Source organism: Winogradskyella sediminis (genome assembly GCF_003387355.1).
Lineage (GTDB): Bacteria > Bacteroidota > Bacteroidia > Flavobacteriales > Flavobacteriaceae > Winogradskyella > Winogradskyella sediminis.
Genome location: NZ_QUNH01000002.1, coordinates 935,986 through 951,375 on the forward strand (window position 1 = coordinate 935,986; position 15,390 = coordinate 951,375).

13 protein-coding genes and 1 other RNA gene are annotated in these 15,390 nt (G+C 32.8%); 5 read left to right on the plus strand and 9 right to left on the minus strand.

All coding sequences use genetic code 11. The features are described from left to right. On the minus strand, positions 1 to 4,799 hold a 4,799-nt coding region (locus C8N41_RS16970; protein WP_170137117.1), incomplete at its 3' end, for a DUF6923 family protein. Positions 4,800 to 4,824: 25 nt separating this feature from the next. Beyond that, on the minus strand, positions 4,825 to 5,088 hold the full coding sequence (locus C8N41_RS16820; RefSeq protein ID WP_147298958.1) for a hypothetical protein: 264 nt from the start codon (positions 5,086 to 5,088) through the stop codon (positions 4,825 to 4,827). 323 nt (positions 5,089 to 5,411) lie between these two features. Between C8N41_RS16820 and C8N41_RS11530 the strand changes: the two genes are divergently transcribed. From C8N41_RS11530 to C8N41_RS11545, 4 genes are all read left to right on the plus strand, one after another. Then, the gene (locus C8N41_RS11530; protein ID WP_092447302.1) at positions 5,412 to 5,900 is read left to right on the plus strand and encodes a SixA phosphatase family protein; all 489 of its coding nucleotides are present in this window, start codon (positions 5,412 to 5,414) and stop codon (positions 5,898 to 5,900) included. After that, complete coding sequence (ppk1, locus tag C8N41_RS11535; protein WP_115839364.1) at positions 5,897 to 7,951, plus strand: polyphosphate kinase 1; 2,055 nt, start codon at positions 5,897 to 5,899, stop codon at positions 7,949 to 7,951. The genes C8N41_RS11530 and ppk1 overlap by 4 nt, the downstream gene beginning before the upstream one ends. A gap of 2 nt (positions 7,952 to 7,953) precedes the next feature. Then, entirely contained in the window at positions 7,954 to 8,859 is a 906-nt protein-coding gene (locus tag C8N41_RS11540) for a Ppx/GppA phosphatase family protein (RefSeq protein WP_092447304.1), read from the plus strand. A 106-nt stretch (positions 8,860 to 8,965) separates the two neighbouring features. Next, the gene (locus C8N41_RS11545; RefSeq protein WP_092447305.1) at positions 8,966 to 9,496 is read left to right on the plus strand and encodes a porin family protein; all 531 of its coding nucleotides are present in this window, start codon (positions 8,966 to 8,968) and stop codon (positions 9,494 to 9,496) included. Positions 9,497 to 9,611: 115 nt separating this feature from the next. Here C8N41_RS11545 and miaE read toward each other — a convergent pair whose 3' ends face one another. The 4 genes from miaE to dnaX are packed head-to-tail and all read right to left on the minus strand — an operon-like array spanning position 9,612 to position 12,743. Continuing rightward, the gene (gene miaE / locus C8N41_RS11550; protein ID WP_092447306.1) at positions 9,612 to 10,193 is read right to left on the minus strand and encodes a tRNA-(ms[2]io[6]A)-hydroxylase; all 582 of its coding nucleotides are present in this window, start codon (positions 10,191 to 10,193) and stop codon (positions 9,612 to 9,614) included. A 2-nt stretch (positions 10,194 to 10,195) separates the two neighbouring features. Continuing rightward, on the minus strand, positions 10,196 to 10,780 hold the full coding sequence (locus C8N41_RS11555) for a hypothetical protein (RefSeq protein WP_147298959.1): 585 nt from the start codon (positions 10,778 to 10,780) through the stop codon (positions 10,196 to 10,198). Between the two features lie 27 nt (positions 10,781 to 10,807). Next, positions 10,808 to 10,978, minus strand: a complete 171-nt coding sequence (locus C8N41_RS16975; RefSeq protein ID WP_157724108.1) for a hypothetical protein — start codon at positions 10,976 to 10,978, stop codon at positions 10,808 to 10,810. A gap of 34 nt (positions 10,979 to 11,012) precedes the next feature. Next, entirely contained in the window at positions 11,013 to 12,743 is a 1,731-nt protein-coding gene (dnaX, locus tag C8N41_RS11560) for a DNA polymerase III subunit gamma/tau (RefSeq protein WP_092447308.1), read from the minus strand. A 101-nt stretch (positions 12,744 to 12,844) separates the two neighbouring features. Here dnaX and rnpB point away from each other — a divergent pair. Further along, an RNA gene (rnpB, locus tag C8N41_RS11565) (RNase P RNA component class A) lies at positions 12,845 to 13,164 on the plus strand. Positions 13,165 to 13,225: 61 nt separating this feature from the next. Here rnpB and rsmD read toward each other — a convergent pair. From rsmD to C8N41_RS11580, 3 genes are read right to left on the minus strand one after another with little or no spacing between them, the layout of a single operon-like run. Continuing rightward, positions 13,226 to 13,768 (minus strand): 16S rRNA (guanine(966)-N(2))-methyltransferase RsmD, encoded by a 543-nt coding sequence (gene rsmD, locus C8N41_RS11570; RefSeq protein WP_092447309.1) that lies wholly within the window; start codon positions 13,766 to 13,768, stop codon positions 13,226 to 13,228. Continuing rightward, on the minus strand, positions 13,768 to 14,574 hold the full coding sequence (locus tag C8N41_RS11575; RefSeq protein WP_115839365.1) for a DUF3822 family protein: 807 nt from the start codon (positions 14,572 to 14,574) through the stop codon (positions 13,768 to 13,770). Before C8N41_RS11575 ends, rsmD begins: the two co-directional genes overlap by 1 nt. A gap of 1 nt (position 14,575) precedes the next feature. Continuing rightward, positions 14,576 to 15,301, minus strand: coding sequence for a hypothetical protein (locus C8N41_RS11580; protein WP_092447311.1), 726 nt, complete (start codon positions 15,299 to 15,301; stop codon positions 14,576 to 14,578). Between the last annotated feature and the right edge of the window lie 89 nt (positions 15,302 to 15,390).

Consider the following 15,390-nt stretch of genomic DNA (forward strand, 5'->3'; position numbering starts at 1 on the left):
TCAGAATAAGTCGCTTCTAAGTCCGTTGTACAATTGTCAGCCTCGTCTGTAACATCTCCTGTTATGGTGATGTCTGAAATATCTTCATCACATTCTATAGTGATATCTGCAGGGACTGAGAATGTCGGCGCTGTAGTGTCTTGCACGGTGATTGTTTGAATATATGTCGTAATGTTATCGCAATCATCTGTTAAAGACCATGTTCTTGTAATCACAGAAGCACCAGAACAACTACCGTCTTCAATACTATCAGTGTACGTAGCATTAAGATCAACAGCGCAATTATCTGCTTCGTCTGTAACATCTCCCGTAATGTTGATGTCTGAAATATCTTCATCACATTCTAAAGTGATATCAGCAGGTCCTGTGAAGGTTGGTGCAGTTGTATCTTGAATTGTAATGGTTTGTACGTGAGTTGTAGTATTATCGCAATCATCGGCTAATGTCCAAGTTCTTGTGATTACAGAGGCTCCAGGGCAAGTTCCGTCTTCAATACTATCTGTATACGTTGCCTCAAGACCTACAGCGCAATTATCCGCTTCATCAGTAACATCTCCTGTAATTGATACGTCTGTAATATCAACATCACATTCAAGGGTGATATCTGCAGGACCAGTGAAGGTTGGAGCAGTTGTATCTTGAATTGTAATGGTTTGTATGTGTGTTGTAGTATTATCACAGCCATCATTTAACGTCCACGTTCTCGTAATCACAGAAGCACCAGGACAACTACCATCTTCAACACTATCCGTGTATGTTGCTTCAAGATCCACAGCACAATTATCTACTTCATCAGTAACATCTCCTGTGATTGATAAATCAGTAACATCTATACCACATTCGACAGTAATATCTGCAGGACTAGTAAAAGTCGGTGCAGTCGTATCTTGTACTGTTATCGTTTGTACTTTTGTTATTGTGTTGTCACAATCATCAGATAAAGACCATGCTCTAGAAATAACATAAGAACCAGAACATGCACCTTCTGTAATTGTATCTGCAAAGGTAGCTTTAAGATCAATAGAGCAATTATCAGCTTCATCATCTACGTAACCTGTAATAAATAAGTTGGAAGAATCATAATCACATTCTACTGTAATATCATCTGGGACAGTGAATGTTGGAGCAATATCATCATTTATAAAAATTGACTGGTAACACTCTACACTATTTAAAATTGTGGTTTCATTTGTGTCACGGACGCCGTTCCCATTGGTATCTTCATAAGATATAATTGTATATGTTCTGGTAACATTTTGATTACATGTATTCTGATCTGGACTGTTCTGCGCTGTAATTTCAACAATGCCACATGCATTATCTCCTATCATGCCATCACCATTACCTAATGTTTCAAATTCATCTATAGAATAGGTTATTTGAGATGGTAGTTCACTATAACATGTCAGAGTAGTATTTGAAAACGTTGGACAGCTTACTATAAATTCACAGCATATTGCGGCTTCGCCTGAAAGTGTAATAGTGTTACAAGAATTAGCATCTTGAATATCAACACTGTAAGGTTCGTTGGCTGAAATAGCATCAGAGGTCCAAGTATAAGTGCCATCATTATTAGCTACCCACGTACCAGGCTGACCAATTCCAATAGCTGTAAATGGTGCAGTTCCCGAAAAGGTTGCAACAATAGTATATGTTGTGTTATCCTCAGAACAAATTGTTTCCTCTTCTATTTCTAAAGATATATCTGCATTTAATGTAACAGTTACTGCTAAACGATCTAAGCTTTCACAACCTTCAGCTGAGGTTTGAGTCGCGTAATAGGTGTTTCCGTCAATTAAATTTTCCGTTGGGTCTAAAGCTTCTGTTTCGGTTGCACTAGCATACCAAAGAATAGTATCTCCAGTTGCGGTTAAGTCGGCAACGGTAGGCATACTAGAAGCACAAAATTCTTGATTAGTATTTCCGGTAGGAGCTGCTGTGGTATTTAGGCTCACTGTAATGGTAGCAGGCATTGATGGTGTGCCGATTATATCTGTAATAATATATTCTACTGATGTTCCTGTGAATTCTGGTACCGCTTCAAATGTAACAACACCTGAAGTACTTACAGTAAATGTACCTTGACCAGGAATGGTAACAGTAGTGGTTGCTGCAGATGATACTGGGTCAATAAATTGAACTCCTGTAATATCAATATCGTAGGTTCCTGCAGAATCATTATCTAAAACATTAATTTCAATAGCTGTATCGATGTCATCAGAAGTTGCACAAATAGAATCATCATCTGCCATTGGAATGATTAATTGTGAAGGACAACGTGCTCCATCACCTGGGTTTATGTCAATTAATTCTCCATGAATTGTGGCATTTAAATTTCCAGTATGTGGCAATGCAATTCTGTAAATAGTTCCAGAACTGTTGTTTGCTATGTACATGTTACCTAATGCATCCATGTAAGCTGTTCCGAATGCGTTAGTCGTTTCTGAACCTAAACCAGTGACAACTCCAAGATCATCAATCGTATTATTTCCAGTATTAAAACGTAATAATTTTCTGTTTGTAGTACTTGTTACCATGTAAATGTTACCATCTATAGGACTCACTACAATATCATTAATGGTAACATTGAAACTTAATAAGGTTGTTGATGTTAAATAGGCTGGACTCGATGGGTTTAAATCAATAGCAACAAATTTATCTTCACCATATAAGAATAGAATTCCATCATCGTTGATATCACCAGAACTATAATCACCAATAGTAAAAGGACCAACGATAGGAAGATACTCTACATTACCAGAAGCATCTATTTTTACAATATTATTTGTGTTTTGTTGAATTCCGTAGATATTATTGTCTAAGGTATTGTACCCAATACCATTAACAAACTGAGATTGAGAAGGATCTTCAATTAAAGGTGCTTTAATTAAAGTTTGAGCATGTGTAGCTAAATTATAAGAGTATAATCCAGAAATAAAATTGTTGTCTTTATCTCTTTCGTTAATAATGATATAAGCAAAGCCATCATCACAGTTAAAAGGTGTGTTTAAGCATTCTGCAGGAGAAGCACCTGTTAAATCAATTGAGCCACATTTATCTTGAATTGTAATATTATAAGTTTCTACAACACTTTCAATCGGACCCGAAACCCAAGTGGTAGTACCATCATTGTTATCTGTAAATGTTCCTGATTGTCCATCGCCTGTAGCTGAAAAAGGAGCTGTACCAGTAAAAGTAGCTTCAATGGTATAAACTGTACCGTGCTCTACTGTACAACTTGTTTCTTCTGGCGCAACTAATTCTATTTCATTACTAAATTCCACTGTAACCGCGAATCTATCGATACTTTCACAGCCTTCAGCATTTGTTTGTGAGGCGTAGTACGTTTCACCATTATCCAAAATAGTATCTAAGTCAATTGGGTTATCACTGTTTTCACTTGCATACCAGATAATATTTTCACCAGATACTTGTAGGTCGGCCACTGTCGCATTTTCATTTTCACAAAACTCTTGAGTAGCAGAACCAATTGGTGCTTCAGTATTATTAAGATTAATAGAAATAACACCAGGATTAGAGGTGTATCCAAAATTATCTGCAATTGTATATTCTATTGAAGTTCCTGAGAATCCAGGCAAGGCTTCAAACGTAACTTCACCATTTGTTCCAAGCGTAAAAGTACCTTGACCAGCAATGGTTACTGAATTTGAAGGTAAATATGTATTAGGATCAATAAGTTCAACAGATGTTATATCAATAGGATATGTACCTTCAGAATCATTACCTGCAACATTTAAAGTCGTTTCAGTAATATCCGACGTAATACATACACTATCTGCAATAGCCATTGGCTTAGTTGCTTGCGAAGGACAACGTGCACCGTCTCCAGGGCTAACACCTGGTAAATTACTGTAAAACGTTGCTGTTAATCCTCCTAAATGAGGTGTATTTATTTTATAGGTGTTTCCAGATACATTATTGGCAACATACATATTTCCTAAAGAGTCCATATATGCGGTTCCGAAAGAATTGGTAGCCTCAGATTCTAATCCGGCAACCTGTCCTAGGTTACTAACGGTATTCGTTGATGTATCAAATTTATATAATGCTCTTGCACCTGTACTGGTTAACATGTATATGTTGTTATCAACCGGACTAAAAGCCATATCATTAATACCAACGGATTGTTGTAGCACAACGTTTGCTACTAAATAATCAGGACTTGTTGGGTTTAAATCTATTGCGACGAATCTTCCTTGGCCATATAAGTATAAGATACCATTTTGGTCAATATCACCAGAAGGATAATTATTACCAATTAAACCTGTAACGGGTAACAATTCGATATCACCATTGCTGTCAATTTTTACAATGTTATTGCTTCCTTGTAATAACCCATATAAGTAATTGTCTACAATGTTATACCCAAGTCCATTTATAAACTGAGACGTTGTGGTCTCATCTATAATTGGATCTTTAATAACTGAAAGAGAATTCGTTGATAAATCAAAAGCATATAAACCTGTAACATTACCGTTAGAGCTACTGGCATTAGTTAATATATAACCAAAACCATTACTACAACCAAAAGGTGTATCTGCTTCTCCAATATTCGCTTTTTGCAAACTAGTATAATTAGAAGCTTTATGAAGTAAAAATGGTGCGTTTGTAGAACTGAAATCTTCAGATGGGACTTGCTTTGTCTTCAGCGCTTTATTATTTGGAATTAAAACTTGACCAAAAGAATAAAAATTAATCAGAACTAACGTCATGATAAACACCAATCTCATAAGAGACGTTCTAGGTGTTTTCGATTTGGGATTGTATAAATGTTTCATCTTAAGCTTTTTTAAGTAAATCAGGTTATGATTGCTTTAAAATATGATTTTGAGTTATATAGTTTGAAAAGGTCTGAAAAATATAAGGCTGTAAATGTTTGTAATTATAGTTATCATAATGATACAGATAACTTTTAGCTTCCGTTGTATTGGTTAGTGATAGAGTTAAACACGCTGTTGCTAAGTTGTAGTCAGCAATAGCACAACGGTCAGCGGACAGCTTATTGCTTAACTTACTTGATGATGAAAATCCTGACGTAAAACACATACTAGGTAAAATTATTTTCATATTTAAAATTGATTAACAAATTTTATGTTCGCTTAGCGATGTTTTTTTTTTATTGATGAAATACATCAATCACTTATTAAACAAAAATTATGTTTGTTTAATTGAATAATTCAAATATTTAGAGGGAGGGATTTTGATACTTTACTACCAAAAATGGATTTATTAATATATTTTTTATTTGGGGCGTTTTACATTAATTTTACATAGCAAAATAACTTATAACTTAACTGATAATCAAATATTCAAGTTGAAGCGGCAATATAATCGTCAAAACGGACATATGCAACCTTTTGTCGAAAAAAAACGTATTTTATCGATAATTTATGAAAGAAATTTTACTTATTAGACATGGTAAATCCTCGTGGAAGTACGATGTACCGGACTATGACAGGCCTTTAAAGGATCGAGGTAGGGAAGACTCTAATTTGGTGGCTAAAGCGCTTGCAATGAAAGAGGATATTTCTCATGTGGTTTTTTCCAGTCCAGCAAAAAGAGCGCTAAGTACCTGTAAAATTTTTACTAACTCCTTAGGCATTTCGGAGGACAACATTACCATAGTTGAGGATTTATACGATTTCGATGGTAGAAACGTCATTAACTTTATGAAATCATTACCAAATGAATTAAATAAGGTTATGATTTTTGGTCACAATCATGCATTCACGTCAATTTCTAATATATTTGGGGATACATTTATAGATAATCTTCCTACAAGCGGTTTAGTAAAGCTAATCTTTAATATTGAAGATTGGAAAGACCTTGAAAAAGGAAGAACAGAATTTATAATTATCCCAAAGGATTTAAAAGAATGACAAAAGACAAAAACATTTATATTAACAGGGAATTAAGCTGGTTAAAATTTAATGAGCGTGTATTGCAAGAAGCTGCAGATAAAGATGTACCACTGATTGAAAGACTTCGTTTTTTAGGTATATTTTCTAACAATTTAGATGAATTTTTTAAGGTTAGATATGCAACAGTAAAGCGTATTTACGAAGCTGGAAAAGGTGGAAAATCGGAATTAGGAGGCATCAAAGCAGGTGATTTATTAGAAGAAATTACACAAATTGTTATCGCCCAACAAAGTTATAGTTTAGAGATTTTAGAAGAGATAGATTTAGAGCTTGGACGAGAAAATATTCATGTTATTAACGAGACCGAAATTAAAGGGATTCATCACGATTTTATTAAAAACTATTTCTATCAAGAACTGAGTCCAGCGTTAGTGGTTATAATGCTAAATGAAGATGTGGCTTTGCCAGAACTTATGGATATTTCCGCCTATTTAACGGTAAAGATGACCAATTTAGAAGGAAAAGATCAGGTGGCTTTAATAGAAATTTCTTCTACCATGGATCGCTTTGTGGTATTGCCTAGCATCGATGAGGCTAACTATATCATTATGGTTGATGATATTTTAAGATATTGCTTAGATGACATATTTAATATCTTTAAATACGATAGTATCAGTGCGCACATGATTAAGATTACTAGAGATGGAGAGTTAGATTTCGATAGTGATTTAAGTAAAAGTTTTATCGATAAACTGTCAGAAAGTGTTAAGGATAGACAAAGTGGACAGCCAGTGCGATTTGTTTATGATATGAACATCAATGAAGACACATTAAGTTTTCTTTTAAAACATATGTCTATCGATAAAAAAGAGAGTATTATTCCTGGTGGAAGATATCACAATCGAAGAGATTACATGAATTTTCCAAGTTTGGGTAGAACCGATTTACTCTACGATAAGATTAAACCACTTCCGGTAAAAGGATTGAGCTTAGAAGAGAGTATTTTTAAAACTATTGCCCAAAAGGATTATATGGTTTATACTCCTTATCATACTTTCTCGTACATCGTTAAGTTTTTAAGAGAAGCGGCATTAGATCCTCAGGTTAAAACTATAAAAATCACAATTTATAGGTTGGCTCAAATATCTCATGTGGCCAGTTCTTTAATAAATGCTGCTAAAAATGGTAAAAAAGTAACGGTTTCTATTGAGCTTAGAGCACGTTTTGATGAAGCTGCTAATATCAATTATGCCGAGCAAATGCAAGATGAAGGTATTAAAATGTTCTTTGGTGTAACAGGTTTAAAAGTGCATTGTAAAATGTGTGTTATTGAACGCGAAGAACAAGATAAATTGGTGAGATACGGTTTTATTAGTACAGGAAACTTTAATGAATCTACAGCCAAAGTTTATACGGATTTTACTTTAATGACCGCAAATTCTAAAATCTTAAAAGAAATTAATAAGGTCTTCGATTTTTTTGAAGTCAATTATAAAATTAACAGATACAAACATATTATTACCTCACCACACTATACCAGAACCAAGTTGTTTAATTTAATAGACAAGGAAATAGAATGTGCTCAAAATGGTAAACCCGCTTATATTAAACTAAAAATGAATAGCATTAGTAGCTATAAAATGATAGATAAATTATATGAAGCGAGTAGAGCTGGTGTGAAAATTCAGATGATTGTTAGAGGACTTTGTTGTCTGGTTCCAGGCATTAAAGGTATGAGTGAAAACATTGAAGTTATTAGTATTATAGATAAGTTTTTAGAACATACTAGGCTTTATATTTTCTCTAATAACGACAATCCTAAAATTTATATTTCCTCTGCAGATTGGATGACACGGAACATCGATAATAGGGTAGAAGTCAGTTGTCCTATTTATGATGAAGATATTAAAAATGAATTACAACATTTATATGATATTTGTTGGAACGATAATGTAAAAGCGCGTATTATAAATGAACATCAAGACAATTCTTACAAAAGAAATGATAAGCCTAAAGTAAGAGCGCAATTTGATACATATAAATATTACTTAAATAAATTAGAAAGATAATTATGCTGAAGATACAGAAATTTGCGGCTATCGATATTGGATCTAATGCTGTAAGGTTGTTAATTTCTAATATTATAGAACAAGATGATGAACCTACAATATTTAAAAAAAACTCATTAGTACGTGTGCCCATTAGACTTGGAGCTGATGTGTTTTTAAAAGGGGAAATATCGGAATATAACCAAGAACGTATGTTAGATACCATGAAAGCGTTTAGTCTCATCATAAAATCGCATGGAGTATCTAGATATAAAGCTTGTGCTACATCTGCAATGAGGGAAGCTAGTAACAGCGTACCTTTATCTGAGAAAATATTTGAAACTTGCGGTATAAATATTGAAACTATTGATGGCGAAGAAGAAGCGGCTATAATCGCGGCAACCGATTTACAATCATTTATAAACCCAAACAGAACATACCTTTATGTAGATGTTGGTGGTGGGAGTACTGAGTTTTCTATTATACACAATGGTGATAAGAAAATATCGAGATCATTTAAAATAGGAACGGTAAGATTATTAAATGATATTGTAAAAAGCGAAACATGGCAACAAGTAGAACATTGGATTAAAGAAAACACCAAACAATACGATAAAATAGAGTTAATCGGATCTGGTGGTAATATCAATAAGATTTTTAAAATCTCTGGTAAAAATGTGGGTAAACCATTAACCTATTTTTATCTCACTAGCTATTATAAAATGCTTCAAAATTATTCTTACGAAGAGCGCATTACAAAATTAAACCTAAATCAGGATAGGGCTGATGTGATTATTCCAGCCACCAGAATATACTTATCTGCAATGAAGTGGAGTGGTGCAAAAGATATTTATGTACCTAAAATAGGACTTTCAGATGGTATAATAAAAAGTATGTATTACGAAACAGTTTCTAGTATTGAAGTTTAGTTTTTAGAAATTTTAATCCATTTATCCGATTTTTTTCTATCTAGACCTATTAATTTATAGGGATTTATTATTTAATATATATTCGTAGTCTCAAATCTAATTAATTATGAAAAAATACGTAGTTGCCTTATTATTAGTTGCTTTTACATCTGTAGCAATGTCCCAAGATATTTTATATGGTGTTAGAGGTGCGTTAAATGTCTCTAATGTAGACTTTGATCCAGACGCTGATTTTGAAAATAAACACAGAAATGGCTTTGCTTTTGCTGGTTTTGTTGATTTTAGTTTATCAGATAATTTATCTTTACTTACGGAATTACAATGGTCTGCAGAAGGAGCAGAAGAAAGAAACCTGAGAGCTGACTATTTAAAACTACCAATTCTGCTTAGATTCGCTATATCAGATGATTTATTATTAGGTGTTGGTCCTCAAATTGCTTTAAAAACATGGGAGTATGAAGATGCCTTTTCAACATTTGCTTTTTCGGGTGTTGCAGGCCTAGAATATATGATTACAGATGAATTGTTTTTAGATGCTCGGTATTATTACGGTATTACAAATATTCTTGAAGAGGATGTTACTGACGTAGAAGCTAAAAACCATGTCATTCAATTTGGTTTTGGAATTAAGCTATAGAACACAACGTTAATTTATATAAATAAAAAAGCCTTAACTTTTGTTGAGGCTTTTTTTTATTGGGTTTTATAGCTGTTATAATCTAATTGAAATTAAATATCATTTGATTATATTATTACCCATGAATCGTTTCTTTGTTTCCTAAGTTTTTCATGATATCAGCTTCAAAATCAAGCAGTGCTTCCCATTTCTGATCCACTTCTTGTCGGTCTCCATATTTCCTTGCGAAGTTTAAAAACATAGTGTAATGACCAGCTTCGCTAATCATAAGTTTACGGTAAAATTTTGCTAATTTTTTATCCTCTAGTTCTTCAGATAGTAATCTAAAACGTTCGCAGCTTCGAGCCTCAATCAGTGCTGCATATAAGAGTCTATGAACTAACTGTGTTGTTCTACTGCCACCTTTTGGAAAGAATTTTAAGAGTGCAAGTACATACTCATCCTTTCGATCTCTACCAAGTGTCCAGCCGTTTTCTAAAATTCTATCGTGCACCATTTTAAAATGGCTCATTTCTTCATTGACGAGTTCAATCATTTCTTGTACAAGTTCTGTGTATTCAGGGAATCCTACAATTAATGATATGGCGGTACTTGCGGCTTTTTGCTCACAATAGGCATGATCGGTTAATATATCTTCAATATTCTTTTCTACAATATTTACCCATCTTGGATCGGTTGGTAATTTTAGTCCTAACATAATTAATTTACTTCAACTTGAATAATATTCGACTTTCCATTTTTATCTATAAACAACGTATGTGATACTAATTTATCAGTTTCAGGAATGCTATATAAAATATCTATAGCGACTCTGTCTGTATAAGCCAGATCATCGTTAACCTGAATGGATTTTAAAACCGCTAACGTACTAAATTGATATAAATCTGAATCAGCGATTATATTAGTATTAAAATTAAAGACTTTGTTAGCTTTCTGCTTATCAAAACTTTCGTTGTAAATTTCTTGTTTGTCTTTAGTCACGCTAATGTCAAATTTGAAATTTCTATAATACGTCTGGTAGTTAATAGTGTCTTTAATTTTTGAAAAATGCACAGCATTAGTCATGTCTGCATATGTTTTAATTTTTACTCTAAATCCATTGCTCATAAGGGTGTCAACTTCTTGTTCCATATAGGATTCAGGTATATAGACACGCTTTTCAAAAGACACTGTTTTTTTGAATTCTTCAATACTTTCAGATAATGCTTGCTGTTGTGTTTTTCGACCTTCACAGCTCATTAACGCTATAATACAAAGTGTTACTATGGCAAGTAAATGTTTCATGTTGTTTAATATTTTAAAACAAGCTGCTTATTTGTGTTTTTGATGTTCTCTTAGGGTTAAAACCATTGCAATGATGATTAAGACACTAGATAATATTGAAAACCAAAATCCTTGATCGTAATGCTCCTCAAAAATAAAGTTGGCTAACATCAGTAAAACGCTTGTTATTATTACAATTAAAGGTATGAATTTTTTCATAATATCGACTTTATAAAAAAGTAGCCTTTCACTTTTAAATATCTAACCCAAACATTTTTCGTAATACTTCAATATTAGGATTTTTCTCTTTTAGTTTTTCGTATTTTTCTTGAGGTGTGAAGGCGTATTTTTTTGCCACTTCCTCATTTACAGTAATGTCTAGTTTAAGATCGTAATTTAGTAGTGTTTTCTTTAGAAAGGTCATTAAAGGAAACTCTGCACGTTCTAATTCTATTTTATTGGTGTTGTTTGAATAAGTTAAACAAATGGTAGTGCCATCTTTTAGTGTGGGTTGGTCCATTTGTAAGATAGAAGCCATAATTTTTTCTCCTTTTGCATCCATTTTTTGTGTGTATGCTTTCCAGGCTTCAGTTAAAGCTTCTTGTGTAACGGGTTCTGTAGGGAGGTTGTCTTCATCAATAACCACTTCCATTTGACGTAATTGATGTTCCTTCTTTTCTCTAATACTTCTTAAAGATAATCCCGATGTTGATTTCTTAGGTTGATTAATGGATATTTTAGGAATGCTTATAGGCTCATTAACCACATTAGCAGTAGCTTTAAAAATGTTTTGTTTATCGTTTGCTATAGACTTTTCTTCCTTTTTAACGGTTTCAACTTTTGGTTTTGTAACAGAAACAGGTGCAATACCTCGTGCTTTAAAATACGACGGAGGAATTATGAAGTGCTTAGAGTTTTTTTTTTCTCCATCAAAAGTGATAGAGGCAAGTTGCATAAGTGTTAGTTCAACGAGTAATCGTTGATTCTTACTGGTCTTATATTTTAAGTCGCATTCATTAGCTAATCGAATCCCTTCCATTAGAAAACTATGTGTTGTTTTCTTAGACTGATCCATGTATTTTAAACTGGTCTCTTCACCAACTTCTAGCAATGGAATAGTCGCTGGATTTTTACAAACCATTAAGTCTCTAAAATGGGAAGCTAAACCTGCAATATAATGATGACCATCAAAACCTTTAGATATAATGCTATTAAATTGTACCAGTAAATCAGGAATCTTATTCTCTAAGATTAAATCTGTACTTGCAAAATAGGTTTCGTAATCAAGGACATTTAAATTTTCGGTAACCGCTTGTCGCGTTAAATTTTTACCAGAAAAACTCACCACACGGTCAAAAATGGATAAAGCATCTCGCATAGCACCGTCTGCTTTTTGAGCAATGATATGAAGGGCATCGTCTTCGGCATTAATACCTTGTTCTTCGGCTATATATTTTAAGTATTCTTTAGCGTCAGAAACCGTAATACGCTTAAAGTCAAAAATCTGACAACGCGATAATATAGTTGGTATAATTTTGTGCTTTTCGGTTGTAGCTAAAATGAAAATACAGTGTTTTGGTGGTTCTTCTAAAGTCTTTAAAAAAGCATTAAAAGCGGATTGAGATAACATGTGTACCTCATCAATAATATACACTTTGTATTTTCCAACTTGTGGCGGAATTCTAACTTGGTCGGTTAAACTTCTAATATCATCTACCGAGTTGTTAGAGGCCGCATCGAGTTCAAAAATATTGAAAGCAAAATCTTCATCTTCACTAGTATTGCCATCACTATTAATCATTTTGGCCAAAATACGTGCGCAAGTTGTTTTACCAACTCCTCGTGGTCCTGTAAATAATAAGGCTTGTGCTAAATGATTGTTTTCAATGGCATTAAGTAAAGTATTGGTAATAGCTTGCTGACCCACAACATCCTTAAAGGTTTGTGGTCTGTATTTACGAGCCGATACGACAAAGTGTTCCATTGAAAAATTACTGAATTACAAATTTAAGAATAACCTATAAATACGCGATTGTTAGTCTTAAAATTTAATATGAGTTATTAACAATTTGTGTACTTTTGCGCTTAGTAGATCGCCTTATCGATTCTAAAGTAATTTAGGGTAGGAAAGTCCGAACACCATAGTGCAATCATAGTGGTTAACAGCCATCCATCGTAAGGTGAGGAAAAGTGCAACAGAAAGAATGTACAGGTCATGCTGTAGTGAAACCAGGTAAACTCTATGTGGTGCAATGTCATGTATACTAACGTTTGAGCGTGCACGCGCGATTGTTAGAGGGTAGACAGCTAAAGTTTGCTGGTAACAGTAAACATAGATAAATGATAAGGGCATTTTCTTTTTTAAGGAAAGTGTACAGAATTCGGCTTATAGATTTACTAAAACAAACAAGCTTCATGTACACCATGAAGCTTTGTTTTTATAATGTGTTTTATGTTGTATTAGTTTTAATCTGAATAATCAAAAAAGCTAAACATATTACCGCCATAGCTTTTAGAATGTGAGTATTGTTTTAATGTGCTTAAATCAGTGTGCTTAGAATGCTCAACTATTAAAAGGCCTTCGTCCTCCAATAATTGGTTTTCAAATACTAATTCTGGAATTTTTGAAAATGCTTCAGTATCAAAATCGTATGGTGGATCGGCAAATATAATAGTATGCTTTTGCTTAGATTTTTCTAGAAATTTAAACACATCACTTTTTACAGTGCTAATTGTCATCTCAAAAGCTTCTGCCGTTTCGTTTATAAACTTAATACAACCATAGTTGTCGTCTACTGCTGTAATATGTTCTGTGCCTCTAGATGCAAATTCGTAACTTATATTTCCTGTGCCAGAGAACAAGTCTAGTACTGAGATATCATCAAAATAATATTGGTTATTTAAGATGTTAAATAGCGCTTCCTTAGCCATATCTGTTGTTGGTCTTACAGGTAATTTTTTAGGAGCGGTAATACGTCTACCTTTAAATAATCCGGATATTATTCGCATTAAAATGAATTTAAGATTAAAAAATGTTTATGCAACTGATACTTGTTTATAGTATTAGCTATCGAAAACTTATAACGTTTATCAATTAATGAAACGTGTCTGATATAGGTGTAAAGGGTGTTATATAACTCGTCATCCCTTTCAATAGCACCCGTGACTTCAATAGCTGTCGTTTCTACATCGAGTTGTAATTGTTCGTAGACAAACAAAATGTAGTAAATAAAATCTTCTTTACTAAAGTATTCAAATACATTAAAGAGCTGTAATTTATTTTTATCAACGACTAAGACTTCAACTGTATTTTTATTAATATTAATATAAACTATAGGTGTCTCTTTGGTTTCTACATGCTGTAGATGAGAATTTATTAGAACGCTTGAGGCGTGTTTATATACAAACTCTCCAAAGGTTTCAAATATGTAATTATTAATATTTACATAAGGTACGTAAATATTAACACTTTTATTAATCTCAATATCATCTTCAGAGATAAAGTCGTTTCGGAGTATTTTAGAATTAAACTTTAAATAATCAGCTTTATATTCAGAGTTATATAATTCCTTTGGTATTAGCGTAGATAATTCGTTTTGATGAATTACAATTACAGCATCAAAATCTTCAGAAAAAACAATAGTACTACTTAGCTCTAATTTTAAATTATTGAGAAGTTCAATCGGTGTTGTTTTATGTTCAAAAGGAAGTGTTTTAAGGAACTCAATGGTATTTTGAGTTTTATTTAGAATGCAAAAAGAAAGCCCATTCAAACTAATTTGAATGGACAGTTCTTTAATATCATTTATTTTCAAACTATTCTTTATTTGTGTAGCTTTTTGGCCAGTTTCCTTTTGTGTAAACTTCAGTCATAGATCCTACTTTTAAAGTTGGTCCATTTACACCATCTACAGATACTACTTGGTTTTCTTTTTCTACTAAATAAGGCTCTTGGTCATCTAATATTACCGATTTTTCAACACTTGCTTCAAAGACTTCAAATTCGTCTAATTTACCAGCTTTAAGTGTAAACTTAGCACCTTCTTTACCAACACCTACATTCATCATGGTTTTGTAGCGATCACTATTGTTAAATAATGAATCTTTAACAGAGTAATAACTTAAGGTGTCAATTAACGTAATGGTTTTCATTGTTTCTACACCACCAAATAATTTTGTACGCTCTTCATCTAATACAAGTGTGTCACGTCTTTGTGTAATTGGCACTTTACCGTTTTCTACAAAATCAATTAATTTATCAAAACTATCAGTGTAGGTACCGTTTACATCTTTGTATGCTAATTGTGCATCTCTAATGTCTATTAAACGGTCAATAACAATGGCAAAACGTTTTTCTTTTAATTGGTTAAATTCAATCTCTCTATATACAGACATATAGGTCATATATCCTAATAAAATAATTAAGCCCCAAAGTAAAATGTTTATTACAGGTTTTATTTTTTTTGGTACAAATTTGTCAATTAACCAAACAATTCCGATGGTTAAGAGTATAATAACTACAATTGCTATAATTACTTTCATATTTAGTTTTTATTTATTAGGTCTATCGCAAATCTACAATTTTTTTTTGTTCGTTAAAACTATCTAAAATAAAATTAATAAAAATATAG

Bases quoted from the DNA above. Each gene is read 5' to 3' on its own strand.
- C8N41_RS11580 (WP_092447311.1), bottom strand. From the start codon at position 15,301: ATGAAAGTAATTATAGCAATTGTAGTTATTATACTCTTAACCATCGGA.
- miaE (WP_092447306.1), bottom strand. From the start codon at position 10,193: ATGTTAGGACTAAAATTACCAACCGATCCAAGATGGGTAAATATTGTA.
- rsmD (WP_092447309.1), bottom strand. From the start codon at position 13,768: ATGCGAATAATATCCGGATTATTTAAAGGTAGACGTATTACCGCTCCT.
- ppk1 (WP_115839364.1), top strand. From the start codon at position 5,897: ATGACAAAAGACAAAAACATTTATATTAACAGGGAATTAAGCTGGTTA.
- C8N41_RS16975 (WP_157724108.1), bottom strand. From the start codon at position 10,978: ATGAAAAAATTCATACCTTTAATTGTAATAATAACAAGCGTTTTACTG.
- C8N41_RS11530 (WP_092447302.1), top strand. From the start codon at position 5,412: ATGAAAGAAATTTTACTTATTAGACATGGTAAATCCTCGTGGAAGTAC.
- C8N41_RS11555 (WP_147298959.1), bottom strand. From the start codon at position 10,780: ATGAAACATTTACTTGCCATAGTAACACTTTGTATTATAGCGTTAATG.
- C8N41_RS16820 (WP_147298958.1), bottom strand. From the start codon at position 5,088: ATGAAAATAATTTTACCTAGTATGTGTTTTACGTCAGGATTTTCATCA.
- C8N41_RS11545 (WP_092447305.1), top strand. From the start codon at position 8,966: ATGAAAAAATACGTAGTTGCCTTATTATTAGTTGCTTTTACATCTGTA.
- C8N41_RS11540 (WP_092447304.1), top strand. From the start codon at position 7,954: ATGCTGAAGATACAGAAATTTGCGGCTATCGATATTGGATCTAATGCT.
- dnaX (WP_092447308.1), bottom strand. From the start codon at position 12,743: ATGGAACACTTTGTCGTATCGGCTCGTAAATACAGACCACAAACCTTT.